The 24969-nt window shown below is 46.5% G+C and carries 26 protein-coding genes and 1 riboswitch; of the genes, 23 read left to right on the top strand and 3 right to left on the bottom strand.

What is annotated here, in order from left to right; all coding sequences use genetic code 11:
• Nucleotides 1-161 precede the first annotated feature (161 nt).
• The 12 genes from ACYVD3_RS16745 (at nt 162) to ACYVD3_RS16800 (ending at nt 13639) form a co-directional block, all read left to right on the top strand.
• Nucleotides 162-1631: a glycoside hydrolase family 1 protein gene (locus ACYVD3_RS16745; protein WP_460643624.1), complete on the top strand. Its 1470-nt coding sequence runs from the start codon at nt 162-164 to the stop codon at nt 1629-1631.
• A gap of 20 nt (nt 1632-1651) precedes the next feature.
• A complete protein-coding gene (locus tag ACYVD3_RS16750; RefSeq protein ID WP_460643625.1) occupies nt 1652-2356 on the top strand; it encodes a glucosamine-6-phosphate deaminase in 705 nt (234 codons plus the stop codon).
• A gap of 455 nt (nt 2357-2811) precedes the next feature.
• Nucleotides 2812-3939, top strand: a complete 1128-nt coding sequence (locus tag ACYVD3_RS16755; RefSeq protein WP_460643626.1) for a BMP family lipoprotein — start codon at nt 2812-2814, stop codon at nt 3937-3939.
• 139 nt (nt 3940-4078) lie between these two features.
• The gene (locus ACYVD3_RS16760; protein WP_460643751.1) at nt 4079-5596 is read left to right on the top strand and encodes an ABC transporter ATP-binding protein; all 1518 of its coding nucleotides are present in this window, start codon (nt 4079-4081) and stop codon (nt 5594-5596) included.
• Nucleotides 5593-6624, top strand: a complete 1032-nt coding sequence (locus ACYVD3_RS16765) for an ABC transporter permease (protein WP_460643627.1) — start codon at nt 5593-5595, stop codon at nt 6622-6624. The genes ACYVD3_RS16760 and ACYVD3_RS16765 overlap by 4 nt, the downstream gene beginning before the upstream one ends.
• A 14-nt stretch (nt 6625-6638) precedes the next feature.
• A complete protein-coding gene (locus tag ACYVD3_RS16770) occupies nt 6639-7571 on the top strand; it encodes an ABC transporter permease (RefSeq protein WP_460643628.1) in 933 nt (310 codons plus the stop codon).
• A gap of 16 nt (nt 7572-7587) precedes the next feature.
• On the top strand, nt 7588-8526 hold the full coding sequence (locus tag ACYVD3_RS16775) for a nucleoside hydrolase (RefSeq protein WP_460643629.1): 939 nt from the start codon (nt 7588-7590) through the stop codon (nt 8524-8526).
• A 5-nt stretch (nt 8527-8531) separates the two neighbouring features.
• Nucleotides 8532-9815 (top strand): M20 family metallopeptidase, encoded by a 1284-nt coding sequence (locus ACYVD3_RS16780; protein ID WP_460643630.1) that lies wholly within the window; start codon nt 8532-8534, stop codon nt 9813-9815.
• Nucleotides 9808-10554: a glutamine amidotransferase gene (locus ACYVD3_RS16785; RefSeq protein WP_460643631.1), complete on the top strand. Its 747-nt coding sequence runs from the start codon at nt 9808-9810 to the stop codon at nt 10552-10554. Before ACYVD3_RS16780 ends, ACYVD3_RS16785 begins: the two co-directional genes overlap by 8 nt.
• Before the next feature lie 10 nt (nt 10555-10564).
• Nucleotides 10565-11740 carry a M20 family metallopeptidase gene (locus ACYVD3_RS16790; protein WP_460643632.1) on the top strand — a complete coding sequence of 392 codons (1176 nt, stop codon included), beginning with the start codon at nt 10565-10567 and terminating at the stop codon, nt 11738-11740.
• Complete coding sequence (locus ACYVD3_RS16795; RefSeq protein WP_460643633.1) at nt 11724-12755, top strand: LacI family DNA-binding transcriptional regulator; 1032 nt, start codon at nt 11724-11726, stop codon at nt 12753-12755. Before ACYVD3_RS16790 ends, ACYVD3_RS16795 begins: the two co-directional genes overlap by 17 nt.
• Complete coding sequence (locus ACYVD3_RS16800; RefSeq protein WP_460643634.1) at nt 12752-13639, top strand: ribokinase; 888 nt, start codon at nt 12752-12754, stop codon at nt 13637-13639. Before ACYVD3_RS16795 ends, ACYVD3_RS16800 begins: the two co-directional genes overlap by 4 nt.
• 56 nt (nt 13640-13695) lie before the next feature.
• Here ACYVD3_RS16800 and ACYVD3_RS16805 read toward each other — a convergent pair whose 3' ends face one another.
• Nucleotides 13696-14235 (bottom strand): ECF transporter S component, encoded by a 540-nt coding sequence (locus tag ACYVD3_RS16805; protein ID WP_460643635.1) that lies wholly within the window; start codon nt 14233-14235, stop codon nt 13696-13698.
• A 421-nt stretch (nt 14236-14656) separates the two neighbouring features.
• Here ACYVD3_RS16805 and ACYVD3_RS16810 point away from each other — a divergent pair, with 421 nt between their 5' ends.
• Together ACYVD3_RS16810 and ACYVD3_RS16815 are read left to right on the top strand one after the other, a co-directional pair.
• Entirely contained in the window at nt 14657-15286 is a 630-nt protein-coding gene (locus ACYVD3_RS16810) for a cyclodeaminase/cyclohydrolase family protein (RefSeq protein ID WP_460643636.1), read from the top strand.
• Between the two features lie 17 nt (nt 15287-15303).
• Entirely contained in the window at nt 15304-16140 is an 837-nt protein-coding gene (locus ACYVD3_RS16815; protein ID WP_460643637.1) for a bifunctional 5,10-methylenetetrahydrofolate dehydrogenase/5,10-methenyltetrahydrofolate cyclohydrolase, read from the top strand.
• 66 nt (nt 16141-16206) lie between these two features.
• Here ACYVD3_RS16815 and thiT read toward each other — a convergent pair whose 3' ends face one another.
• Entirely contained in the window at nt 16207-16878 is a 672-nt protein-coding gene (thiT, locus tag ACYVD3_RS16820) for an energy-coupled thiamine transporter ThiT (RefSeq protein ID WP_460643638.1), read from the bottom strand.
• 26 nt (nt 16879-16904) lie between these two features.
• Nucleotides 16905-17003, bottom strand: a riboswitch (TPP riboswitch).
• A 288-nt stretch (nt 17004-17291) separates the two neighbouring features.
• Between thiT and ACYVD3_RS16825 the strand changes: the two genes are divergently transcribed.
• The 9 genes from ACYVD3_RS16825 to ACYVD3_RS16865 all read left to right on the top strand — a co-directional run bounded on the left by ACYVD3_RS16825 (nt 17292) and on the right by ACYVD3_RS16865 (nt 24423).
• The gene (locus tag ACYVD3_RS16825) at nt 17292-17717 is read left to right on the top strand and encodes a DMT family transporter (RefSeq protein ID WP_460643639.1); all 426 of its coding nucleotides are present in this window, start codon (nt 17292-17294) and stop codon (nt 17715-17717) included.
• 102 nt (nt 17718-17819) lie between these two features.
• Complete coding sequence (locus tag ACYVD3_RS16830) at nt 17820-18575, top strand: helix-hairpin-helix domain-containing protein (RefSeq protein ID WP_460643640.1); 756 nt, start codon at nt 17820-17822, stop codon at nt 18573-18575.
• Between the two features lie 23 nt (nt 18576-18598).
• Nucleotides 18599-19300, top strand: a complete 702-nt coding sequence (locus ACYVD3_RS16835; RefSeq protein ID WP_460643641.1) for a response regulator transcription factor — start codon at nt 18599-18601, stop codon at nt 19298-19300.
• A gap of 210 nt (nt 19301-19510) precedes the next feature.
• Nucleotides 19511-20017, top strand: a complete 507-nt coding sequence (locus ACYVD3_RS16840; RefSeq protein WP_460643642.1) for a GNAT family N-acetyltransferase — start codon at nt 19511-19513, stop codon at nt 20015-20017.
• A 12-nt stretch (nt 20018-20029) separates the two neighbouring features.
• Nucleotides 20030-21886 carry a DUF6320 domain-containing protein gene (locus ACYVD3_RS16845; protein WP_460643643.1) on the top strand — a complete coding sequence of 619 codons (1857 nt, stop codon included), beginning with the start codon at nt 20030-20032 and terminating at the stop codon, nt 21884-21886.
• 29 nt (nt 21887-21915) lie between these two features.
• On the top strand, nt 21916-22944 hold the full coding sequence (locus ACYVD3_RS16850) for an alpha/beta hydrolase (protein ID WP_460643644.1): 1029 nt from the start codon (nt 21916-21918) through the stop codon (nt 22942-22944).
• Nucleotides 22945-22955: 11 nt separating this feature from the next.
• Nucleotides 22956-23435, top strand: a complete 480-nt coding sequence (rlmH, locus tag ACYVD3_RS16855; protein ID WP_460643645.1) for a 23S rRNA (pseudouridine(1915)-N(3))-methyltransferase RlmH — start codon at nt 22956-22958, stop codon at nt 23433-23435.
• A gap of 168 nt (nt 23436-23603) precedes the next feature.
• Nucleotides 23604-24227 (top strand): nucleotidyltransferase family protein, encoded by a 624-nt coding sequence (locus ACYVD3_RS16860; protein WP_460643646.1) that lies wholly within the window; start codon nt 23604-23606, stop codon nt 24225-24227.
• Nucleotides 24199-24423 carry a DUF6718 family protein gene (locus tag ACYVD3_RS16865; protein WP_460643647.1) on the top strand — a complete coding sequence of 75 codons (225 nt, stop codon included), beginning with the start codon at nt 24199-24201 and terminating at the stop codon, nt 24421-24423. The genes ACYVD3_RS16860 and ACYVD3_RS16865 overlap by 29 nt, the downstream gene beginning before the upstream one ends.
• A 411-nt stretch (nt 24424-24834) precedes the next feature.
• On the opposite strand, the gene ACYVD3_RS16870 is transcribed toward ACYVD3_RS16865, so the two are convergent.
• Nucleotides 24835-24969 (bottom strand): hypothetical protein, encoded by a 135-nt coding sequence (locus ACYVD3_RS16870; RefSeq protein ID WP_460643648.1) that lies wholly within the window; start codon nt 24967-24969, stop codon nt 24835-24837.

Genomic DNA, 24969 nt, shown 5'->3' on the forward strand with positions numbered 1-24969 from the left:
ACGGGTATACCTTTACGTCCAGAAAGCGTGGACAGTAACAATGAAACACCCTACGGGTATACCTTTATGTCCAGAAAGCGTGGACAGTAACAATGAAACACCCTATGGGTATACCTCTATGTCCAAAAAACGTGGACAGTAATAAAGAAAGGAGAATGAATATGCTGAAACATGGGCCTAAGGGCTTTCCGCCAGGATTTCTCTGGGGGAGCGCCACAGCGGCATGCCAGATAGAAGGCGGCTTCAGAGAAGGGGGAAAGGGCCTGAGTGTAGCAGATATTGCCATGAAGCAGGGAAAGGAAGTTCCCCGAAATGAGTATAAAAACATTACAAAAGAGCAGGTGAAAGCGGCGGAATGCTGGGGAGGAGAGGATCTGTATCCCAAGAGGCATGGAGTGGACTTTTATCACCGTTTTAAGGAAGATATTGCTTTGTGCGCCCAAATGGGATTTACTGCCTTTCGGATGTCCATTGCCTGGAGCCGGCTTTTTCCAAATGGAGATGAATCAGAACCTAATCCTGAGGGAGTGGGATTTTACCATGAGGTTTTTAAAGAATTGAAAAAATATAAAATGGAACCCATTGTGACGCTTTCTCATTTTGAGATGCCTCTCCATCTGGTTACCCAATATGGAGGCTGGGCCAACCGTAAGCTGATAGACATGTTTGTGGGTTACTGCAAAGTATGCTTTGACGAATACGGGAGTTATGTCACCTACTGGATTAACTTTAATGAAATGAACGGTACCCGCTTTAATACCTTTTATTCAACCGGCATCCTCCGGGAGGACTGGGGGGATCAGTTTGAGCAGGCTGCTTATCAGGCCGCCCATAATCAATTTGTTGCTTCTGCAAAAGCAGTCAAATATTTGAAAGAGACAAGGCCTTATGCCAGGATGGGCTGCATGGTGGTTCCTTTCACCCGCTATCCCGGCACTTGTAAGCCGGAGGATGTGATGAAGATGCACCATAACATGCATCTGGACTGCTATTTTTATACGGATATTTACATGAGGGGAGAGTATCCGGGATATGCCAGCCGCTACTTTGATGATCATCAGATCCGGCTTGAGACAGAGGATAAGGACTTTGAACTGATAAAAACATATACGGCCGATTACCTGACCTTCAGCTATTATTCCACCAGCATATCCAGCGCAGAACAGGAGGAGTGGGAAACCACGGATGGGAATTTGAGCCAACAGCTTAAAAATCCTTACCTGGAAGCCTCCCAATGGGGCTGGCAGATTGACCCCCTGGGACTGCGCTATCAGCTTAGCTGCTTTGCTGACCGATATCCCGGCGTAGAAATGATGGTAGTCGAAAACGGCCTTGGGGCCCAGGATATTGTAGAAGCAGACGGCAGCATCCAGGATGACTATCGCATTGATTACCTGCGCCGCCACATTGAACAGGTAAAGGAAGCCATTTGTGACGGGACCAATGTGATTGGATATACCTCATGGTCTTCCATAGACTGCGTTTCTTCCGGAACATCTGAAATGGCAAAACGTTATGGATTCATTTATATTGATTTGGACGATAACAATGAAGGGACTCTTGAAAGAAAGCCTAAGAAATCGTTTTACTGGTATAAAAGGGTGATTGAGACCAACGGAGAGGAATTATAAAAAGAAGGGAGCATTTTAATATGCAGTTAATCATCGCAAAAGACTACGAAGCAATGAGCCGTATGGCTCTTACCCATGTTCAAGCCCATATGTACACAGGGGATAGCCGGAGGGTGAATCTTTCCATTACGGCAGGAAAGACCCCGGAACGGCTGTATCAGCTTCTTACAGAGGAGTATAAGGGGAATCCCTGTTTTAACCATGTCCATTTTTATAATTTTGACGAGATACCAAGGGAGGGAGAGAAAACCGGCGTTACCATGAATGATTTAAACCGTATGTTCTTCACTCCGGCAGAGGTACCAGGGGAGCTGGTCCATGTTTTGGATACAAAGAACTGGAAAGATTATGACAAAAAGCTTAAAGAAGATGGCGGATTAGATATGCTCATTATGGGGCTTGGCATTGATGGACATTTCTGCGGAAATCTTGCAGGTACGGTAGAGCATTTCGGCATGGAAACCCGGAGGGTAACCAAGGAAAAGTATCCCATCTCATATTTTGAAAGAGAGACCGTTCCGGATCACTATGTGACCTTTGGGCCGAAAACTGTGATGAATGCCCGGCATCTCATCATGATCATTAATGGCAGCCACAAGGCAGAAATCGCAAAGAAGGCGTTGTTCGGCCCGGTTACACCGGAGATTCCTGCCAGTGTGTTCCAATTGCATCCCAATTATACGGTTATCATGGATGAGGAGGCCGCAGCCTTGCTGGACAGGTAAGTCGAGGAAGGGGACAGTGAAATCTGTTTGGCAATAAAGTATAATTCAATGCAATTAAAAATATCTTCCCGAGCTTGTTCCGGAATCTCATTATGAGTACCCGGAATAAGCTCTTTTTTATGGTCTATAAAGCGATTTTGTCATATGGTTTTTCTCTCTGGCTTGATAATTATAACAAATAATTGATAATATACAGTTTGTTATGTAACGGATGTATGCTATTTTCAATGATTTGGAGAGACGAAGTTGATAAAACAACATAAGAAAGTGGTTTAATAAAATACTTTTTTGTGCAAAAGTACTTGACATCTTAAACTCAGGATGGTAGCATGTGCTTAGAAGAAACGCAGATGATAAAGCTGTTTTATTTTTAGACAAAAAGGAAAAACGTTTTACCAAAGGAATAAGAGTAAAATGATATCCTTTTTCACTATATTTTTTAAGGAGGTATTTCAATGAAAAAAAGAGTTTGGAGTATTCTGATGACGGCAGCGCTGGCAGTATCGCTGACCGGCTGTTCCGGCGGGGCAGGAGCAGGGAAAGAAACTGGGAAAACGGCTGAGACAGCGGCTGAGACAACGGCAGCGGCCGCATCAGAGAATGGGGCAGGAAAGGAAAAGGCAGGGGAAGGAAAAAGGGTATGTATTGTGTATTCCGGAAACTTAGGGGACAAGTCCTATAATGATTCCTGCAATGAGGGGGCAAAAGAAGCTGCAGCAGATTTTGGAGTGGAAATTAAAAATCTGGAGGGTACATCTGCAGAGGAATGGGAGGCAAACTTTTTATCCGCCTGCGAGGACGGTTATGATCTTGTTATCTGCTCTTCCTCTAACTTTGAAGAGTACATGAAAGAGCATTGTGCCAGTTATCCGGATGTGAAATTTGCCATTATTGACACCACGGTGGAAGGAGATAATATCGTATCCATCAGCTTTGCCCAGAATCAGGGTTCTTTTCTGGCAGGTGCGGCAGCAGCCATGTTTACCCAGAAAACAGATATTGAAGGGGTAAACCCGGAAAAAATCATTGGCTGGGTAGGGGGAATGGATATTCCGGTTCTTCATGATTTCTTCACTGGATATGAGCAGGGTGCAAAATACATTGACCCGGATATCAAGGTTCTTCAGTCTTTTGCAGGAACATGGAATGATCCCTTAAAGGGCAAGGAGCTGACTCTGGCGCAGTTTGATCAGGGAGCGGATATCGTAATGAACGTAGCCTCCGGCACAGGCCCTGGAATTTTAGAAGGAGCAAAGGAAGCAGGAAAATATGCCATTGGTGTGGATTTAAACCAGGATAATGACCAGCCGGGAAGCGTGCTGACATCTATGGTAAAGCGTGTGGACACAGCCTGCTATCTGGCGATCCAGTCAGTGGTTGAAGGCACATTTAAGGGAAATTCCACTTCTTATCTGACCATAAAGGAAGAAGGCGTCGGCCTGACCGATTTCAGTGTGATGAAAGAGCATCTGGGAGATAAATTCCCCGAAGACATTGTGGAAAAGGTAAAAGAACTGGAAGAAAAGATCGTTTCCGGAGAAATTGTCGTAGAGAATTATACCGGTTTCGGTGCAAATAAATAGCAGGAACTTAAAAAGAATGAGAATGGTTTGGATTTCCTGATACCCCTCGGGTTTCCAAACCATTTTACAATCAAAAGGTTCGTAAGGAGGCTCCTGCCATAAGAAGGAGAGTGAAAGTTTGAGCGAATATGTGATTGAAATGAAGGATATTGTAAAATCCTTTGGAAATGTTCATGCGGTAAAGAGTGGGCAGTTCACATTAAAAAAGGGAGAGATCCATTCCCTGATCGGAGAGAACGGAGCCGGAAAGTCCACCATGATGAAGCTGCTTTACGGCATGTATTCCATTGATGACGGAATTATCCGGATTCATGGAGATGATGTCAAGTCGATCACTCCTAAAACTGCCATTGAAAAAGGCATTGGAATGGTGCATCAGGAATTTATGCTGGTCAATGAACTGACGGTATTGGAAAATATTATTTTGGGATTTGAGCCCCGGCGTGGAATCACCATTGATTTTGACAAGGCCAGAAAGACGGTGGAACAGTATGTCAGCCAATATGGAATGGATATCCAGCTTGGGAAAAAGATCAATCAGATTTCAGTGGGTGAGGCACAGAGGGTGGAGATCATCAAAACCTTAACCAGGGGAGCCAACGTGATTATTCTGGATGAGCCTACGGCAGTCTTAACCCCCCAGGAAACCAGGCAGCTTTTTGTGATCCTTGAGAATTTGAAAAAAGATGGGAAATCCTTAGTGTTTATATCCCATAAATTAAATGAGGTCATGGAGATCTCTGACCGCATCAGTGTGATGCGCCAGGGAAATTATGTGGGAAGTGTAAATAAGGAAGAGACTTCCCCTGCAGAGCTTGCAAAAATGATGATCGGAAGAGAAGTGTTTCTAAACATCGAAAAAACCAAGGCAAAGCCGGGAGAAAAGGTTCTGGAAGTAAAGGATGTATGGGTTTCCGGAGAAAAGGAGATCTCAAAGATCCGGGGGGTATCACTGGATGTCCGGGAAGGAGAGATCGTAGGTATTGCGGGAATCGACGGAAACGGGCAAAGTGAGCTGATTGAGGCAATCGCAGGACTGAGGCAGGTGGAGAAAGGAACCGTGCTCTTAGACGGAAAAAATATAACGGGTTTGAGCCCAAAACAGATCAGGAAGAGAGGTCTGTCCCACATCCCGGAGGACCGCAATACAAGAGGCTTGAACCGGTTCATGAGCATCAAGGAAAATCTCGTAGCCGTTCAGGTCAGTGAACCTCCATTTTGCCGTGGGATCATGCGGAATGATAAGGATACGCTGGAATATGCAAAAAAGCTGTCTGAGGTCTTTGACATCCGTCCCAGGGATCCGGAGATATCCACTCAGTCCCTGTCAGGTGGAAATGCACAAAAGGTAGTGGTTGCAAGAGAAGTTTCTATTGGGGGAAAGCTTTTGGTTGCATCCCAGCCTACGAGAGGTGTTGACATCGGGGCCATTGAATCCATCCGGAAAATTTTGCAGGAAGTCAAAACCAAAGGAATGGGGGTTTTGCTGGTTTCTGCTGATTTAGAGGAGATTCTGTCTCTTTCAGACCGGATCATTGTCATGCACGAGGGCAGGATAACAGGAAGGCTGAAGGCAGAGGAGGCCAATGAGGATAACCTGGGATTACTGATGATGGGCGGAACTGGGTTGGCTGAGGAAAGGGGAAGCACAACATGAATGTAGCGGTAAAAAGCATAAAGAAAATTTTACTTACCATGCTGCTTGCATTGGCGATCGGAGCCTTGTTTATACTTTTTATCGGAGAAAATCCCTTAGAAGCTTATGGGGCCCTGCTGCGGGGAGCCTTTAACGGAAAGCTTAAGGTAGGCACCACTCTGGCCAGCTTTACGCCCCTTCTCCTGACCTCCTGTGCCTTTGCGGTAGCGGCAAAAGCGGGAGCATTTAACGTAGGAGTGGAAGGTGAGGTATTTCTGGGAGGAATTGCTGCCGCCTATATCGGGATCAACTGGACCTTTCTTCCTGCTCCTCTTCTCTTAATAGCCTGCTTTCTGGGAGCAATGGCAGTGGCGGCTTTGTGGGCTCTTATCCCTGCGGTGCTGAAGGCTTATTACCGGGTGAGCGAGGTTTGTGTGACCATTCTCATGAACAGCGTGGCCTTGTACATAACCTCTTATCTGGTCAGCGGCCCCATGAGTGCAGGCGTGGCCAATGCCCAGTCTCTGCCGGTAACGGTGAACCTGCCTCAGTTTATGAAACCCAGCAGTGTCAATGCAGGACTTTTCATTGCCATTGTCACAGTGGTTCTTATGATCTGGATCTTAAACAAAACCACCTTTGGATATAAGGTAAAAACAGTGGGCACCAATCCGGCTCATGCGGAGTATGCGGGCATCAGTCCTAAAAAGATTTTTATACAGTCCATGATGTTAAGCGGAGCATTGGGCGGGATGGCCGGCTGCATTGAGGTTTTGGGAGTTCACGGTTATTTCCTGAATAATTTTGCCACGGGGCTTGGCTCCAATGGTATGCTGGCTTCTTTGATCGTTAAGAACAATCTGGTTTTTGCACCCTTTGTGTCCTTTTTCCTGGCAGTGTTGAAATCCGGAGCCATGGGGATGCAGCAGAGTACCGGTGTACCAAAGTCTATTGTGGATACCATAACGGCAGTTTTCATTATTGTGGCAACCATGGAGCTTTTGTTTCAGTTTAAAGATAAGAAAAATAAAAAGGAAAAGAGCAAATAGGAGGAGGCAGGACTATGGACTTAGGCAAAATTTTCAGTGTATCCTTGATATATGCAACCTTTCGTTCTGCCACGCCTATTATTTACGCGGCATTGTGCGCAGCTATTACCCAGCAGGCGGATATTTTAAATATCGGAACGGAAGGGATCATGCTGACCGGTGCATTTGCGGCAGTAGCGGTCAGCTATTTAACCGGAAGCTGGGCATTGGGAGTGGCAGTTGCCATGATAGCAGGGCTTATCATGGCCATGATCATGGCAGTCGGCCATATCCGTTATAAAGCGGAGATCTGTGCCATCGGCATGGGAATCAATTTATTTGCACTGGCAATCACCAAGTTTCTTTTAAACAGCGTCCTGGGAAAAAGCGGGACCTTTTCGGAACCGGGGATCATTGCAATTCCAAGGGTCAGTCTTCCTTTTCTGGCCAAAGTCCCATTTTTAAAAGAGATCTTTGACAACTGGTGCATCACCGAGTGGTTTGTCATTGTACTGATTATTATGGTCTGGTTTGTATTTTATAAAACAGTCTGGGGTCTTCGCTTAAGGGCAGTCGGCCAGTTTCCCATGGCTGCACAGACGGCTGGGATCAATGTGAACTCCATGAAATACAGGGCCATTGCCATATCGGGCCTGATCGGAGGACTGGCAGGTGCCCATTTATCCCTGGGATACAGCAAAATGTTTACGGAAAATATGACCAATGCCAGAGGATTTATGGGAGTGGCGGCCATGTATTTTGGAGGCGCCCACCCCGTCCTGACTGCGGCCGGATGTCTGGTGTTCGGATTAACAGATTCCATAGGAGCCAGGCTTCAGGCTTACGGAGTGCCGTCTCAGTTGGTGCTTTTGATGCCTTATGTGGTGACCATAGCAACCCTGGCGGTTTCCATGGCATCGAAGCTGGCAAGGGAAAAGAAGAAAAAGAGTGCATTGGCAAAAGTTTAAAAAAGGAGAACGATCAATGGAAAAACAGAAGGTCATCCTGGACTGCGATCCGGGACACGATGATGCGGTGAACATATTACTGGCGGGAAGAAGCAGCGGGATCCAGGTGCTGGGTATCACAGTGGTGGCAGGAAACCAGTCCCTTGAAAAAACTACAAGAAATGCCCTGAATATCTGCCAGTACTTAGGGCTGGATATCCCTGTCTACGCCGGCTGCGGACAGCCCATGATCCGGGATAAGCAGCTCCTTGCAGGAGATATCCATGGAGAAAGCGGACTTGACGGTCCTGTCTTTGAACCGTTAAAGAGAAAGGAAGAAGCAGAACACGGGGTACAGTTTATTGTCCGCGCCCTGATGGAATCGGAAGGTGACATTATCCTGGTGCCAACGGGCCCCCTGACCAATATTGCCATGGCCATGAGAATGGAGCCCCGTATCATACCAAAGATAAAAAGAATTGTCCTCATGGGAGGCTCCTATCAGTTGGGGAATGTGACTCCGGCTGCTGAATTTAATATCATAGCCGACGCCGATGCAGCCCATGTGGTATTTACCAGCGGCCGTCCCATTACCATGGTGGGACTTGATGTGACCCGGAAGGTGCTCTGCTATCCTCAGGTGGTAAAACGAATGGAAGAGATCGGAACTCCGGCAGCCCGCCTGTTTACAGATCTCATGGGACATTTCAACAAGAGCCAGAAGGAAGTTTTCGGCTGGGAGGGAGGGCCTCTCCACGATCCGGTGACCATTGCTTCCATTCTTGATCCAAACCTCCTGGTGACAAAGCCCATGTATACGGAAGTGGATATCAGAAGCGTACAAAGCTATGGCAGGACCAATTGTGATTTCTTTGGGTACAGTCACAGAGAAGCCAATGTGGATGTGGCCGTAGACATTGATGTGGAACGTTTCTGGGATCTGATCCAGGAGGGAATCCGGGCCTACGGCTCATGAGGTGAATGATGGAAAGGTTAAGAGAAGTACTGGAAAGAAACCGGGAAGAATATGTTAAATGTTTATCAGAACTGATCGCCATAGATACCCGGGATCTGGGACATGGGATTGCCGGAGGAAGAGAGAAAGAAGGACAGGAATATTTAATCCGGTTATTGGAAGAGTTTGGGGCGGATCAGATAGAAAGAGATCCCATGACAGAAGAGACGATTACAGCTTCTATAGAGAAATTTGGGGAAGGCAATCCCGGTCATGACTATAAGGACCGCTTTAATGTTTATGCTGTTTTTAAGGGTCAGAAAAGCAGAAGCCTGATGTTTAACGGACACATGGATACCATGCCTCCTGGGGATGAGTCCCTGTGGAATGTACCTCCTCATGCTCCCGAGATAGCAGACGGCAAACTGTACGGCCTGGGAGCAGCAGATATGAAGGGGGGGCTTATGGCTTCCGTCATGGCTGTAAAGCTTTTAAAGGATGCCGGGATCCCTCTTCCTGTTCACGTCCACATTTGCTCCGTATGTGATGAAGAAGGCGGCGGCAACGGCTCCATTCAGGCGGTTATGAGAGGAAAACGGGCGGATGGAGTGGTGGTCTGTGAACCTACGTCCGGAGAGCTGATCCTGGCTCATATGGGATTTGTATTTATGAAGGTAGGTCTAAGAGGGAAGTCCAACCATTCCGGCGCAAAATGGCTGGGGGTCAGTGCCATTGAAAAGGCAATAAAGATCATAGAACGGCTTAATGAACTGGAGCACGGCTGGCTCCTTACCTATAAGCATCCCCTTCTTCCGGCCCCTAATTTAAATGTAGGGACCATTCATGGAGGAAGTGCAGGATCAACGGTTGCCGGAGACTGTGAATTTGAAATGTGCATCCATTATCTTCCCGGTCAGATGAGCCATGAACAAGTGGTAGCTGAGGTCACAGACGAGATCAGGCGTTTTGCAGAAAGTGATTTGTGGCTGCGGGAGCATATGCCAAAGATCAGTATTTATCAGGCCGGCGGTCCTTTTGAGATGGAAAAGGGACCGTTTGTAGACAGCTTTGAAAGAGCGTTTGAAGAAGCGGAGGGAAAACCAGTGGCCATAAAGGGCTCACCGGCTGGCTGCGACTCCAGGCTGTGGAGAAACATGGCCGGATGTCCAACCATTCAGTTTGGTCCCGGAAATCTGGAACAATGCCATTCCGTAAACGAGTATATTCCCATAGAGGATTATCTTAAAGCGATTCATATCTATGCACAATTGATTTTAGAATGGGGAAAGGAAGACAGGACAGATGAATAAAAAAATTCTATTGGCAGGAGAATCCTGGATGAGTTATACTACACATGTAAAGGGGTTTGATTCTTTTTATACCTCTACCTATGAGACTGGAGAAAAATGGCTGAAAAAGGCCATGGAGAAAGCCGGTTATGAGGTGACGTTCCTTCCGAATCACTTAGCATCAGACGGGTTTCCGTTTACCATGGAGGAATTAAAGCAGTATGACGGGGTCATTTTGTCCGATATCGGAGCAAATACTCTGCTGCTGCCGGCCGCCACCTTTACTCATAGCCGGAAGATGCCGGACCGCAGTAAGCTGATCCGGGATTATGTTCTGGAGGGAGGCGCTCTTTTGATGATAGGAGGATATTTGACATTTTCCGGTGTGGATGGAAAGGGGAAATGGCATGACACGGCCGTCCAGGAAGTCCTTCCTGTAGAGGTTCTGACTGTTGATGACAGAATGGAGCACTGTGACGGAGCAAAGCCTGTTGTAAGAGAAAGCCATGAGGCCATATCCGGACTTCCCTTAAACTGGCCGGAGGTATTGGGATACAATAAGACCGTGGCAAAACCGGAAGCCATTGTACCCGTTACCATAGAAAATGATCCCTTTCTTGCACTGGGAACCTACGGAAAGGGAAGAAGTGCAGCCTTTACCACGGATTGCGCTCCGCACTGGGCGCCGCCGGAATTTTGTGAGTGGGAATATTACGATCAGCTTTGGAAGGGGATCCTTGACTGGCTGACGGAAAAATAGAGGATTGGAAATGGAAAAACAAGGCTGGGAAAAGGAAGCGGTACAGCTTTTAACGGATTTGATGGAGATCAGGACAGTTAACGGAAAAGACGGAGAAAAGCCGGCTGCGGAATTTATCTGCCAATACTTAAACAGCCATGGAGTGAAGGCTTTTGTTCAGGATATTGGGGATGAAAGGGGAAATGTAATTGCCCTGATCCCGGGAGCGGATGGGGTCAAGGGAATGATCTGGAATGGGCATCTGGACACGGTGGACTACGGAGAGCTGGAGAGCTGGGACAGGCCGCCATGGACCCCGGTAATACAGGACGGCTTCCTCTTTGGGCGGGGAGCCAGTGATATGAAGAGCGGACTGGCTGCCATGGTATATGTTCTGGGAATGCTGGGAGAGACCGGGAAAAAGCCGGGGACTTCCATCCAGTTTCTTGGAACATGCGACGAAGAACGGGGAGGAGCCGGAGCAAGGGCCATTATTTCCGGGGGCCATATGATGGAAGGGTCGGTTTTGCTGATTGGAGAACCTACGGGCTGCACCGTGGGGATCGGACAAAAGGGCTGTATCTGGCTGGAACTGGAAGTAAGAGGTAAGACCAGCCATGGAGCATATCCGGAAGAAGGCTGTAATGCAGTCACCTGTGCATATGAAGCTGTGGAACGTCTGGGAGACTGGATTCGCTGCCATGACCATCCGGTCCTTGGAAGAGCTACTGCCCAGATTACTGAGATACAAGGAGGAATACAGCCAAACATGACACCGGATCTGTGCACGGTTTTAATGGATATCCGTACTGTGCCGGGACTTACTTATGAAAGTATTCTTAGGCGGCTGGAGACGGTATTTCAGGAGATCAGCCGGAAATACGGAGAAATCCCCAGTCTGGTTACCCGGATCAAGAATCACAGAATAACCATTGAGGCGGACAAGGCTTCCGGGGGAGTTATCGGGCTGGTAAAAAGTATGGAGGCTGCCGGAATTAAGGAGGCCTATTCCGGAATCTCTTACTTTACGGACGCCTCCATACTGGCGGAAGGAAGAGAAGAGATGACCACCGTCTTATTTGGACCAGGTTCCGCGGATATGGCACACAAGCCCAATGAATGTGTACAAATCGCGGATTACTTAAGTGCAATACGGGCATTGACAAACATGGCAGCAGTGAGGATCGAGGATGAGAGCGACAATTAAGGATATTGCAACAGACACGGGACTTTCTGTGACTACGGTCTCTCTGGTATTAAACGGGAAAGCCTATAAGATACCAGATGATACAAAAAAACGCATTATGGAATCGGCGCGTAAGCTTAACTACCGGCCCAATCAATTGGCAGTCAGTCTGGTCAAAAAGAGAAGCAAAACCATAGGCCTTATTATTCCTGACATTGGGAATGTCTTTTATGCCCATATGGTAAAGGGGATTGAGGAGTGCTGCAGGGAACATGAGAGAACGCTGATACTGTGCAATACCAATGATCTCCATGAGAGAGACATGGAATATATCCATCTTTTGGCTGACCAGGGCGTGGACGGGATCATCTATGTCATGGCCAGAGAAAGTGATGAGACAGCAGGTAAAGAATCAGTTGCCTTATTGGAACAACTGCAGATGCCCTTTGTGCTTTTGGACCGTTTTCTTACGGATTCGGACTGTGCCGAAGTAATATTGGATCATGAACTGGGCGGATATCTGGCAGCGAGACATTTAGCAGAGCTTGGCCATAAGAGGATCGCCTGTGTAACAGGCCCTGCCCGACTGGCGGATTCAGAGAGAAGATTAAAAGGATATGTCCGTGCCCTGCAGGAATTTCATATTCCTTTTGATGAAAATCTGGTTTATGAAGGCGATTATACCATGGAATGCGGGGCCAATGCTGTGGCTGCCTTGATGCACCGTGGATTCACAGCAGTATTTGCCTGTAACGACCTTTCTGCTTTTGGAGTGTGCAGGCAGCTATCTAAATATGATATGAAAGTACCAAAAGACATATCGGTGGTAGGATATGATGATGTTTTGTATGCGGAGATGATGGCAGTTCCTCTTACAACGGTCAGACAGCCCGTATACGAAATGGGAGTGGAGTCTGTAAAACGGCTGATTTCCCAGATCAAAGGGAAAAAAGAAGAAAATAAGATTGCGGTATTTGAACCGAAATTGATGATAAGAAGCAGTACCGTGGGAATTGGACAGGAGTGCAGTATATGAAGATATTGAATTTTGGTTCTCTGAATATTGATTATGTTTACCAGGTGGATCATTTTGTAAGAGAGGGGGAAACCATATCCTCTGATTCTCTGGAGATATTTTGTGGTGGAAAAGGTTTAAATCAGTCCCTTGCACTGAGCAAAAGCGGCGTCAAGGTCTGGCATGCAGGAGCGGTTGGGGAGCAGGACGGCGAAATATTGACCCAGGAGCTGGAACAGTTTGGCATAGATACAAGAAATGTTAAGCGGCTGAAAAATAAGACCGGCCATGCCATCATTCAAAAGGATAAGGAAGGACAAAACGGCATTCTTTTGTATGGGGGAGCGAACCAGGAAATAACAAAGGATCAGGCAGATGAAGTTTTAAGTGAGTTTGGAGAAGGAGACTTTCTCGTTCTCCAAAACGAAATCAATGAAGTGGGATATATCATGGAACAGGCACATGGGAAAGGAATGAGGATTGTTTTGAATCCCTCTCCCATGAACGGCAAAATATGGACTTATCCTCTTCATTATGTGGAATTTTTCATATTGAATGAGATTGAAGCCCAGGATATCTGTCAAAAGTCCGGGAGCGGCAGAGAGCTTTTGGATCAGCTTGCTGAGAAATTTCCCAAGGCAAAGATCCTTTTAACCCTGGGCCAGGATGGTTCTTTATTCAAAGACGGGGATCAGGTGTTTGAGCAGGAGATTTATCCGGTGCATGTGGTTGATACCACCGGGGCCGGAGATACCTTTACAGGCTATTTCATAGGTGGACTTGCCCTGGGAGAAGCTTCCGGACAGGCTTTGGATCATGCGGCAAAGGCGGCCTCCATTGCAGTATCCAGAGCCGGGGCTGCGCCTTCGATTCCGACAAGAGATGAGGTTATGAAAAGTTATTGAGGTTAAGGCCCAAAAAGAAAGCCCAAGGAGAGTGGATCCCTGAGCTTTCTTTTCTGTCATGAAGCCGAATTGCTGTTCAGTTCCCGTATTTCGCGAACCCGCAGAAGAACAGGAAGCAAAACCCCGGCAGCAATCAGACTGAACAGATTCTGCACCAGATTAAAGGGGACATTAGAAACGGCAGCGGGCCAGTCATAGACTGTAAGCTCAAACAGGAAATAGCCCCCTGTGACTACTGCGCTGGATACCGTTCCGGCGACCAGAAAAGGCAGTGTACGAAAGCCTCCTCCCCGCCCCCTGTAAGGCAGATGTCTGTACAAATACCCGCCTGAACATGCAGCCAATGCTTTAATGATCAGGGTAGCCGGAGCATAAAAGCCGTAGCCTGAAAGCAAATCCGCCATCATAGAGCCGATCCCTCCCGCGGCCCCGCCGGCCATTGGACCCAGGAGCATGCCGCTTAGCAATACCATTCCGTCTCCCAAATGAATATACCCGCTGAATGCAGATGGTATATGTATTACCATAGTGGCTGCAGCGGTAAGGGCTGCCATCAAGGCACTGAAAACGATTTTTTTCGTTGGATTGTTGTTCATATTTTTTCCTCCCTCAAAAATTCTCTCATATTTTTATTAAACTCTATGATATAGAAAAACTGGTATTTATTAAATAGCCAATTTGAATAAAATTATACATACCAGTTTTTTGCGGCAGTTTTCAATCCTTTATGAAAAAGGTGTGTATTCAAAGAGAAAAAGACATTTTTGGAATAGCGGGACATTTCTTTTTCAATTATAATCAGATTACCAGCAGCTATGAGGGGGTGGAGGATAGGATGAAAATATTGTCTCCCATAGCGGCAAAATGTGGAAATATCAGGATCCGGTCAGAGCTTGGCAAGATTTCCATGAAATTCCTCTGAATAAGTTCTGCCTGACAAGTTAAACTTGTTTTTTTATAGAAACCCCTATATAATAATGGAAAATAAAATGCGGTTGGAAAGGCGGATCAATAGTTATGGTACAAGACTTTACAATTGACACATTCCTTGAAAAATTATCCTCAAAAAGCCCAACGCCGGGCGGCGGCGGAGCGGCGGGTCTTGGCGGCGCCATGGGAGCGGCTTTGGGAGAAATGGTGGTGAACTTAACCCTTGGCAAGAAGCGGTATGCCGATGTGGAAGAAGAAATGCAGTCATTCCTTGAAAAGCTGGAAGTTTTAAAAAGCGAATTTTTAAGGCTTGCAGATGAAGATGAAGTTGTATTTGTCCCCTTGGCGGCAGCATATGGCCTTCCGTCCGGTACGGAGGAAGAAAAAAAGCATAAAGACGAAGTACTGGAAACGCATCTATTAGGCGCTACCCTGGTTCCTCTCATGGTTATGGAGCGGGCCCTTGAAACCCTTGATATCATGGAGGTTCTGGCAGAAAAGGGAAGCCGCCTGGCTGTCAGTGATGTGGGTGTTGGGGTGCAGTTCGTCCGTTCCGCCCTGTTAGGAGCAAAGATGAATGTTTCTATCAATACAAAATCCATGAAGCAGCGGGAAAAGGCAGGACAGCTTCAGGCCCAGGCAGATAAGCTGGCAGAGGACGGGATCAGAAAGGCTGACGCCATTTATGCAGGAGTGGAAGCTGCATTAAAGGCATAATAAGGAGGAGAACAGACGTGATAATCTTAAAGGGAGCAGCCGTGTCTGCAAAAATCAAAGAACAGGTGGAAGGTCTTTTGACCGGCTGGAAAGGAAAGACTCCCAAGCTTGCCATTGTGCGGGTGGGAGAACGGCCTGACGACTTATCCTATGAACGGGGAGCTTTAAAGAAAATGGAAAGCTTTGGCCTGCAAGGGGAAAGCTTTGCGTTTCCCCAGGATATAACCGATAAAGCGTTTAAGGAAGAGTTTGCAAAAATCAATGATGATCCGGATATTGACGGCATCCTTCTCCTGCGCCCTCTGCCAAAGCAGATAAGGGAAAAAGACATCGAGCATATGATCTATCCGGAAAAGGATTTAGATGGCATATCTCCCGAAAATATTGCCAAAGTATTTGCCGGAGACGATACGGGATTTGCACCATGTACGGCAGAGGCAGTGGTGGAGGTCCTAAAGGCCAGTGATATATCTCTCACCGGAAAGCGGGTGGCCATTGTGGGCAGAAGCATGGTCGTGGGACGCCCCTTATCCATGCTGATGCTAAAGGAAAATGCAACGGTCACTATCTGCCACACCCGCACGGAAAATTTAAAGGAAACCTGTAAAAATGCCCAGATCCTTGTGGCTGCCGCCGGGCGAGCCAGAATGGTGGATGCCTCTTATGTGGGAAAGGATGCTGTGGTGGTTGACGTGGGAATTAATGTGGATGAAAACGGAAAGCTTTGCGGAGATGTGGATTTTGATTCTTTAGAAGGGACTGCATCCATGGCAACTCCGGTACCAGGAGGTGTGGGAGCGGTAACAACGGCTGTGCTGGCAAGACATCTGGTACTGGCAACCCTTAAAAAATAAAATATGAAAACTGGGAGGCCATTGCAAAATAGATTGACCATCTATGGAGCAATGGTTCTTTTTTGATTACCTGTTTACGGCCTGCCGCTTCACCTGCCCAATGGCTCCCAGTACGGGAGGGAGATACAGGATCACAACGGTTACGATCAGTTCCGGCAGGATATAGGTGGCATTATAACCCAGAGTATAAACCACTGGGTTCATGCCTTCCGGCGTATAGGAAGCAAAGAATATATAGCCGGAAACCACATGGCACAGGTAACGGCCTAGGACACCTGCCACATAACCGGTTACAAGGCCGTGTTTTTTATTGCTGAACAGCCCTGAAAGCCCCAAAGCGCCGAAGGCTAAGGGATAGTCAAGGAGAACCTGGAGAGGAGCATATATATAAGGTTCTGTGATAAACTGTAAAATCCCGTAGGCAACGCCGGTCATGATCCCGGCTTTTACACCGTAAACATAGCCGATCAGGCAGATGAACAGCATGGAAAACAGGGTGATGGAACCTCCAAAAGGAAGGGAGGCAAATTTGATAAAGGAAGTTACCATTGCCAGAGCCATGGCGCCTGAGCAGTAAACAAGCTGGCGGGTCTGCAGTTTTTGGGATTTGGAAGCGGCTCTGCCCAGAAGATGCAGGGTGAAAAGAATTGCGGCAAACAGAACGATCACCAGCACATATCCGGCCGGCCTTAATAAATACGCTTCATTTTCCACAGAGTAAGTTAGAAAAAATGACATAAAAAATCCTCCTTTATGTGCGCAGGAGGGGACTACTGTTGCTTCCTTACGCCGGCATTATCCGGTTCAAGTAGTGAGGGTTCGGTTTCTACCAATCTCAGCCAAAGGCTCCCCTAGCGTGCGTGATTTATATAATTTTGCTGTGAGTATAGCGCAAATCTTAAGGCTTGTCAAGCCATGCCATTCATCATTTGCGGATAGAATTTATTTCTGAAAGGCATATGTTTCTGAATGGATGAACTGTAATCAAATTGTAAATTCAGTATAAAAATGCAAATAAAGCACAACCTAGTTAAAGAAGTGAGGTTGAAAGAAAAACATCTTTCAAGCCTGAGAGCTTGTGAATCAAGGGGATATGCCTGCATATCCAGTTGATTCATTATATACAAATTGGAGATACGGAGGTTGCTTTAATGACAGGCTTTATTATAGCTCTTATATCCGGGGCGCTTATGAGCATTCAAGGGGTTTTTAATACGGGAGTGACAAAGCAGTCCAGTATGTGGGTATCAACAGGCTGGGTGCAGCTTACAGCCTTTTTGACCTGCATCATTCTGTGGTATTTTACCGGCAGGGAGAACATTTCCAGCCTTTTTGACGTACAGCCCAAATACCTGCTGCTGGGAGGTATTATGGGCGCTTTCATTACCTATACGGTGGTAAGGAGTATGTCGGCCCTGGGTCCGGCCAAAGCAGCCCTGATCATTGTAGTTTCCCAGATCATTGTGGCCTATGCTGTGGAGCTGTTCGGCTTATTTGGCGTTGAAAAGGTGGGATTCGAATGGAAAAAACTGATCGGCGCAGTTGTTGCCATCATCGGAATCATGATATTTAATTAATTTGGAAATAGTGCTTGTATTTACCTATTTCTTTAGGTAGAATAGTAATATAGGCTGAAGATGGTATCCTTTTTTGGAGATTTTTGTAAGAGGAGGGATATCATGAAATACCAGAAAGTTAAAATCGCCCTTATGGCCCTGTGTGTTTTGGCGGCGGGTCTGTGTTATGGCCTCAACAGAAGCCAGGAGGACAGTAGGTCTGGGATGTCTCTGTCAGAGTCATTGGCTTTTCCTTCCGGAGAGAAGGATACCGGAATTCAGGCAGAAGGCGACGGCAGGCCGGGAGACAGCGGTCCAACAGGAGCCGGGGGTCAGGCAGCAGGGGGTACCGAGTCAGTTTCCGACGGAACCGGCCGGTTGGCTTTAGAGGCGGCGGAGGGCAGCTTAGGAAGTGCAGGAGAGGAAACAGTCCTGCCTTTCTACGTACATATCTGCGGAGAAGTTGTTTCTCCCGGTGTTTATGAGCTTCAAGAAGGAAGCCGGGTCTTTCAGGCAATTGAGAAAGCAGGCGGATTCACAGACCAGGCTGGGGCAGAATATTTAAATATGGCGGAGCGGGTTACGGATGGCATGAAGATCCTGGTTCTCAATAAAGAAGAGGCGGAGGCGGCCAAAGCCAGGGGAGAACTTTCTTTGCCGGCGGAGGCTTCATCAAAGGCGCAGAAAACCAAAGTGAATTTAAATACGGCCACCAAAGAGGAACTGATGACCCTGCGGGGAATCGGAGAAGCCAAGGCCAACGATATTCTTAAATATCGGGAGAGCCGGGGCGGATTTCAGAAAATCGAGGATATTATGAAGATATCCGGAATCAAAGATGCAGCGTTTCAAAAAATTAAAGAAGACATAACGGTTTAAATATAGAGGAACAGAGGTGTAGTATGGCAAGGGTTTTAGTAGTGGACGATGAAAAACTCATCGTAAAGGGAATGAGATTCAGTTTGGAACAGGACGGTATGGATGTGGACTGTGCCTATGACGGGGAGGAAGCCATTAATCTGGCAAAGCAGAAAGAGTATGATGTAGTCCTTTTGGATGTCATGCTTCCCAAATATGACGGGTATGAAGTGTGTCAGGCCATCCGGGAATTTTCCGAGATGCCCATCATCATGCTGACAGCTAAGGGCAATGATATGGATAAGATCCTGGGCCTGGAATACGGTGCCGACGATTATATCACAAAACCCTTTAACATCCTTGAGGTAAAGGCCAGGATCAAGGCCATCATGCGCCGGAATGCCAAAAAGAACAAGCGTGACGGCCAGGATGACAGCCAGGTGGTGATAGCCGGCGATTTAAAGCTGGACCGGGACAGCAGAAGAGTGTTTATTGCTGAGAAAGAGATCAATTTGACGGCAAAGGAGTTTGACCTTTTGGAGCTTCTTACCTGCAATCCGGGTAAGGTTTACAGCAGGGAACAGCTTCTTACTTACGTATGGGGAAATAAAGCTATGGATACGGGAGATGTCCGTACCGTAGACGTTCATGTAAGGCGTCTGCGGGAGAAGATCGAACCAAGTCCCAGCGACCCTAAATATGTGCATACCAAGTGGGGCGTGGGATATTATTTCTGCAAGCAATGAGTCAGGTCAGGAATGGTTGCATTCCTGAATCCGGCCAATGCTGCAAGGGTCAAATCCCCTGCAGTTTGCTGCGGGGGATTTAACCTTCGCGTCTAGAAAAAGAAAGAGGAGGATTTCCAACGGGATACCGGGGAGATCCGCCTTTTCTTTAAATTTTGGGAAAGAAAAAGCCCTGGACCAGGGCAATTATGAAGACGGAGAAACGATGGGATGGATTACAGTATCAGAAGAGTGAGAAAAGAAGATTTAGACCGGGTGGCAAAGGTGGAGGCCCTTTGCTTTCCGCCGGAAGAGGCCGCAGGGCGGGAAACCTTTGAACAGAGGATCAATCATTTTCCGGAAAGCTTTTTTGTAGCAGAGCTTTCTGATGGGACGATCATCGGTTTTATTAATGGATGTGCCACAGACGGGAATACTATTTGTGACGAAATGTTTGAGAATCCGGATTTTCATGATCCGGATGGCGATTACCAAAGCGTATTTGGACTTGATGTAATAAAAGAGTGGCGGGGCCGGGGAGTTGCCGCAGCTCTTATGAAGCGTTTGATAGAGGAATCAGAGAAAAGGGGCAGGAAAGGAATGATCCTTACCTGCAAGGACAGGCTGATTCAATATTACGAAAAATTCGGATACCGGAACATGGGAGTGTCCGGGTCTGTGCACGGAGGAGCGGTCTGGTATGACATGCGGCTTGATTTTATGGATACAGGGAAGTGAGGCACCGTCAGTATGAAACGAAGTCCCCAGGGAGAGCGTTGGAGACGGCTTGACAATACGGCAAAGATATTTCCGGTCATAGCCAGCGAGAATTTAAGCAATGTATTCCGGATTTCCGCAGTTTTAAAGGAAGAGGTGGACCCGGGCACCCTGCAGAGGGCACTGGAAGAGATTCTTCCTCAGTTTGAAGGATTTACAGTGAGGCTGCGCAGGGGATTTTTCTGGTATTATTTTGAAAACAATAAGAGGATGCCTGTGATCGAACGGGAGACGACTTATCCCTGCAAATACATTGATCCTCACAGCAACCAGCTTTTTTTGTTCCGGGTCACTTATTTTGGCAGACGGATCAATCTGGAGGTATTCCATGCGGTTACAGACGGTCTGGGAGCGGTGAACTTTTTAAAGGCCCTGGTTTACCGGTATCTGGATCTTAAACAAAATTCCAGGGCAGATCATCAGGCGCCCCAGAAAATATCGTCGGATGTTTCCATGAACGTGGAGGACAGCTATGTCCGTCATTATAAAAAGACCGTAAAGCGAAAATACAGTTCCAGAAAGGCTTATCATCTGACCGGAGAAGCCCTTCCTCTTGATGAGGAAAATGTTCTTCACGGTTACGTGGATTTAAAGATGCTGAAGGTGGCCGCCAAAAGCTGTGGGGTCAGCATCACCAGATTTTTGACGGCAGCGCTGATCTGGGCCATTTATCTGGAATATCTTGAGAAAAAGCCCTGTGAAAGATCCATTGGCATCAGCATTCCCATTAATTTGAGGAATTTTTTCGGCTCGGATACAACCGCCAATTTTTTTGCCGTGACGCTGATTGACTTTCTATCCACCGGTGAGGAGCATACTTTTTCAGAGATACTGGAGGCGGTGAGCCGGCAGATGGATTTAAAGATCACAAAGGAAAAAATGGAGCAAATCATTTCCTACAATGTTTCCAATGAAAAGAAATGGTATCTGCGGATCGCACCCCTTTTTGTAAAATGGTGTGTTTTAAACCTGATTTTCCGGAAAAATGATAAAGCCTACACCATGACTCTTTCCAATATCGGACCCATTGAAATAGAAGAAGACTATAAAAAGGAAATCGAAAGGATTACCATGATGATCGGCGTTTCCAAGAGGCAGCCTGTAAAATGTGGGGTCTGCGCCTATGGGGAAGAGGTGATCGTAACCTTTACTTCCGTATTTCAGGACACCAGGCTCCAGGACCGTTTCTTCGGCTTTTTAAGAGAAATGGAGATTCCGGTGAGTCTGGAGAGCAACGGCGTCCCGGACAACAGGGATGATCTTGGCATGTATCCCCAGATCCGGTATGACCGGAAGCGGATTAAGAAGCTGGCAGTTATTTTTTACGGATTGCTGTTTTTGGTGGGGGCTGTTTTAGGGGGCATTAATTACGCCACCTATTCCGGTTCTTTGTGGTCCGTCATTGCCATTGTGCTTATGGCCTATACGACTCTTACGGTGGAATATTCCATTCTGCGCCATGCAAACCTGGCATCAAAGATTCTTTTGCAGACGGTGGCGGCTCAGGCGCTTTTAGTGGCTCTGGACCATTCTACAGGATATAATGGCTGGTCCGTGAATTACGGGATTCCAAGCACCATTCTGTTTGCAGATTTATCCGTGGTCTCTCTGATCCTGGTGAACCGGATGAACTGGCAGAGCTATTTCATGTATCAGATTGCTGTTACGGTGTTCAGCTTTATTCCTTTGATTTTATGGGCGGCCGGGTTCCTTACCAGACCGTCTCTGGCCTTGATTACCGTTGCTGTAACGATGATCATTCTGACCGTTACGATTGTGCTTGGAGACAGAAGTGTGAAAACAGAATTGAAAAGGCGGTTTCATGTGTAAAAACACGCCGGAAAAGGAGGGTGTTGTTGATGGGCCGGAAAAAAGTGAGTGTACGGGGAAATCTTGTGAGGGATATGATGCAGAATGTAATGGAAACTTCGCTGAAACAGCCGATCCGCACCGGAGAGCTGAGAAGAAGTCCTGTGGAGCCTGCCTGGGTTTGTCCGGCGGGATATGAATATGAGATCATAGAGCTGGGGCAATTGAAAATGGAGTATCTCCGCCCTGTGGGAGTAGTGACGGACCGGGTAATCTTACAGCTTCACGGCGGTGGATATATCGGGCCGATGAAGAACATTTACCGCAGGTTTGCAGTCCGGTATTCCAAGCGAAGTTATGGCGGGGACGTGCTGACTCTTGACTACCGGGTGGCACCGGAATATCCTTATCCGGCGGCATTGGAGGATTCGGTGGCAGCTTACCAGTGGCTTGTTGAGGAAAAAGGATACCGGCCGGAGCATATTGTGGTGGCCGGGGATTCTGCCGGAGGCGGATTATGCCTGGCGCTTGGGCTGTATCTTAAGGATCACGGGATCGCCCTTCCCGGAGGTTTTATCACCATGTCTCCATGGACGGATCTGACCAACAGCGGGGAAAGCTATGTGTCCAATTATGAGATCGATCCCCTGTTTGGAAATTCTACGGATAATATGCTTTACAATTCGGACTATATTGGCGGCGAGGACCCCGGCCTTCCTTACATTTCTCCGGTATTCGGGGAATATGAAGGGTTTCCTCCTGTTCTCATGCAGGTGGGAAGCTATGAGGTGCTTTTAAGCGACACCCTGACTGTGGCAGATAAATTGAAAGACGTGGGAGTGAAGCGGCGGGTTTCTGTCTATGAGGGGATGTTTCATGTATTTCAGATGGGACTGGACTTAATCCCTGAGAGCCGGGATGCCTGGGATGAGGTAGAATCGTTTTTACGGATCATCTTTCATATCAATGTAAAGCCTGATGGGAAAGTGGTGCGGAAGGTGAAGACAGAACACACAAAACCAACAAGAGATATGGTTAAGCTTTTGATTGCCATGATGAAGAAAGAACTGGACACATAAAGGAGATACCAATGAAGATCACTCTGGTAACTGTGGGGAAAATAAAGGAGAAGTTTTATACAGATGCCATCGGGGAATACAGCAAAAGACTGAGCCGCTACTGCAAGCTGGATATTGTCCAGGTGGCCGATGAAAAGACACCGGACTCGGCCAGTGAAGCGGTTGAGAGACAGATCCGGGAGAAGGAAGGGGAAAGGATCCTTTCTTCGGTCAAGGATGGGGCGTATGTGATCGCTTTGGCCATTGACGGGGAAATGCTGGATTCGGTTCAGCTTTCAGGGAAAATCAATTCTTTGGGAGTGGGCGGAATCAGCCAGATCGTGTTTGTCATCGGAGGGTCTTTGGGGCTCTCTGATGCTGTTTTAAAGAGAGCAGATTATAAACTGAGCTTTTCCAGGATGACCTTTCCGCACCAGTTGATGCGGGTGATTTTACTGGAGCAGGTATACCGCAGCTATCGGATTATAAATGGAGAGCCATACCATAAATAAGGGCGAAATGTCTGGGATGCGCAGGAACGGTAGGCATTACTATTAACAACGCTGGAATCAGAGAAATCGTAGAGGGCTTAGATAATATTAATCTGATAAATGTAGGAGCAAGAGCTTTTAAGTAATATGAAAAGATACTGTGCGTTATAAATAAGAGGGAGGTTGGATTTGCTTAAGGAGCTTGAAAAGAATGGATTATCAATAAATATTTTGAATACTTTGAGCTATAAAAGTTCTTTAGAAAAAAGTTTAAAGAACAGTCTTAGAAGGTTTGAGGTAGAAGATCTATTCAATGAAGTAACAACAATGATACGCTTTTATCGAGGAATAGAAACATTGGAAGTAGTTGACTTGGATTATAGAATCAAAAGTTTTGATTCATGCTTACGTAAGTATGAAAAATTTTATCCTGAAATGCGGGTAGAAAAAGTATTCAATGACATTTTGGGCTTTAGGATGCTGGTGGATAACTATGATACTCTTTTGAATGGCAACATTCCAGATGGGATAAGAATAGTAGATATGAGTAAAGGCAAGGCGAAAGATGATGGGTATAGAGGTGTCCACATTTATTTCCAGCCCGACCATTACCATTATCCTATAGAAATTCAATCAAATACTTATTATGACAGGCAATTGAACAACTGGCTGCATAAATATCTATATAAGAGGGGATATTCTGATTTAGTAGGTAGAATATTGCGTCAGGAATATGAATATGGTAAGATATTAAAGGAACAAGATTTTCAGGAGGTGTTAAAGCATGTGCTATCTGGTAGCCAAGAAGTTTGATGAAAAAGGTTGTATTGCAGTGAAGACTAGACACGGAAAAGCATTGGCGGATTATGCAGAAAACCTTCAGCAACTAATCGGACATAATGGTGTTCAATTGGTGACAATCAGCCGCCCCAGTGCTTACGGTGAATACGAACCCTATGAAATCATAGGAAGTAAAGAAGAATTTCAGGAGCGGGTTCTGGAAATGTAAACCTAATAACCATAATGAAGCTGTACAGATCCGTATTATCTACTAATACTCTGCACAGCTTTTGTATTACTCACTAGTTTTTTATCCCTTGCCTATGATATGGAGAGCCATACCATAAATAAGGGCAAAAAATCCTGGGTGTGCAGAAATGGTATATCATATAAGCGTTGGATTAAAATATCCCATCGGGGCGGCAGGGGCTTCGATGGGATTATTATGTTTAAATGATGATACTTATAATAGAAGAAATCATTCAAATACATTCGAAGCTGATATTAAAAACTGGTGGCTTAGACGGAAATAAACGTATTTGTGTTAGTTATGTTGATGATCTTAAAGCTGAATAAAGTGACGATTTCTTATTCACAAGAAGAGTTAATTCAACTGGGCTGGAAATAGCCGGTGAGAAACTTAATTATAATCAAATAAGTGAACAGTAAAATGTAATAGGGTGAAATAGATTGCTCCCGCCATAAGGGTTACCTTATCCTTGTGTCCCTTGCTGGATTGTTGTATAATACCTTTATTCAATAATGCGTTTTTCAT

The sequence above is a fragment of the Lacrimispora brassicae genome, from assembly GCF_054772055.1.

Excerpts from the sequence above, each read along its gene's own strand:
- ACYVD3_RS16745 (WP_460643624.1), top strand. The coding sequence starts at position 162 with ATGCTGAAACATGGGCCTAAGGGCTTTCCGCCAGGATTTCTCTGGGGG.
- ACYVD3_RS16750 (WP_460643625.1), top strand. The coding sequence starts at position 1,652 with ATGCAGTTAATCATCGCAAAAGACTACGAAGCAATGAGCCGTATGGCT.
- ACYVD3_RS16755 (WP_460643626.1), top strand. The coding sequence starts at position 2,812 with ATGAAAAAAAGAGTTTGGAGTATTCTGATGACGGCAGCGCTGGCAGTA.
- ACYVD3_RS16760 (WP_460643751.1), top strand. The coding sequence starts at position 4,079 with ATGAAGGATATTGTAAAATCCTTTGGAAATGTTCATGCGGTAAAGAGT.
- ACYVD3_RS16765 (WP_460643627.1), top strand. The coding sequence starts at position 5,593 with ATGAATGTAGCGGTAAAAAGCATAAAGAAAATTTTACTTACCATGCTG.
- ACYVD3_RS16770 (WP_460643628.1), top strand. The coding sequence starts at position 6,639 with ATGGACTTAGGCAAAATTTTCAGTGTATCCTTGATATATGCAACCTTT.
- ACYVD3_RS16775 (WP_460643629.1), top strand. The coding sequence starts at position 7,588 with ATGGAAAAACAGAAGGTCATCCTGGACTGCGATCCGGGACACGATGAT.
- ACYVD3_RS16780 (WP_460643630.1), top strand. The coding sequence starts at position 8,532 with ATGATGGAAAGGTTAAGAGAAGTACTGGAAAGAAACCGGGAAGAATAT.
- ACYVD3_RS16785 (WP_460643631.1), top strand. The coding sequence starts at position 9,808 with ATGAATAAAAAAATTCTATTGGCAGGAGAATCCTGGATGAGTTATACT.
- ACYVD3_RS16790 (WP_460643632.1), top strand. The coding sequence starts at position 10,565 with ATGGAAAAACAAGGCTGGGAAAAGGAAGCGGTACAGCTTTTAACGGAT.
- ACYVD3_RS16795 (WP_460643633.1), top strand. The coding sequence starts at position 11,724 with ATGAGAGCGACAATTAAGGATATTGCAACAGACACGGGACTTTCTGTG.
- ACYVD3_RS16800 (WP_460643634.1), top strand. The coding sequence starts at position 12,752 with ATGAAGATATTGAATTTTGGTTCTCTGAATATTGATTATGTTTACCAG.
- ACYVD3_RS16805 (WP_460643635.1), bottom strand. The coding sequence starts at position 14,235 with ATGAACAACAATCCAACGAAAAAAATCGTTTTCAGTGCCTTGATGGCA.
- ACYVD3_RS16810 (WP_460643636.1), top strand. The coding sequence starts at position 14,657 with ATGGTACAAGACTTTACAATTGACACATTCCTTGAAAAATTATCCTCA.
- thiT (WP_460643638.1), bottom strand. The coding sequence starts at position 16,878 with ATGTCATTTTTTCTAACTTACTCTGTGGAAAATGAAGCGTATTTATTA.
- ACYVD3_RS16825 (WP_460643639.1), top strand. The coding sequence starts at position 17,292 with ATGACAGGCTTTATTATAGCTCTTATATCCGGGGCGCTTATGAGCATT.
- ACYVD3_RS16830 (WP_460643640.1), top strand. The coding sequence starts at position 17,820 with ATGAAATACCAGAAAGTTAAAATCGCCCTTATGGCCCTGTGTGTTTTG.
- ACYVD3_RS16835 (WP_460643641.1), top strand. The coding sequence starts at position 18,599 with ATGGCAAGGGTTTTAGTAGTGGACGATGAAAAACTCATCGTAAAGGGA.
- ACYVD3_RS16840 (WP_460643642.1), top strand. The coding sequence starts at position 19,511 with ATGGATTACAGTATCAGAAGAGTGAGAAAAGAAGATTTAGACCGGGTG.
- ACYVD3_RS16845 (WP_460643643.1), top strand. The coding sequence starts at position 20,030 with ATGAAACGAAGTCCCCAGGGAGAGCGTTGGAGACGGCTTGACAATACG.
- ACYVD3_RS16850 (WP_460643644.1), top strand. The coding sequence starts at position 21,916 with ATGGGCCGGAAAAAAGTGAGTGTACGGGGAAATCTTGTGAGGGATATG.
- rlmH (WP_460643645.1), top strand. The coding sequence starts at position 22,956 with ATGAAGATCACTCTGGTAACTGTGGGGAAAATAAAGGAGAAGTTTTAT.
- ACYVD3_RS16865 (WP_460643647.1), top strand. The coding sequence starts at position 24,199 with ATGTGCTATCTGGTAGCCAAGAAGTTTGATGAAAAAGGTTGTATTGCA.
- ACYVD3_RS16870 (WP_460643648.1), bottom strand. The coding sequence starts at position 24,969 with ATGAAAAACGCATTATTGAATAAAGGTATTATACAACAATCCAGCAAG.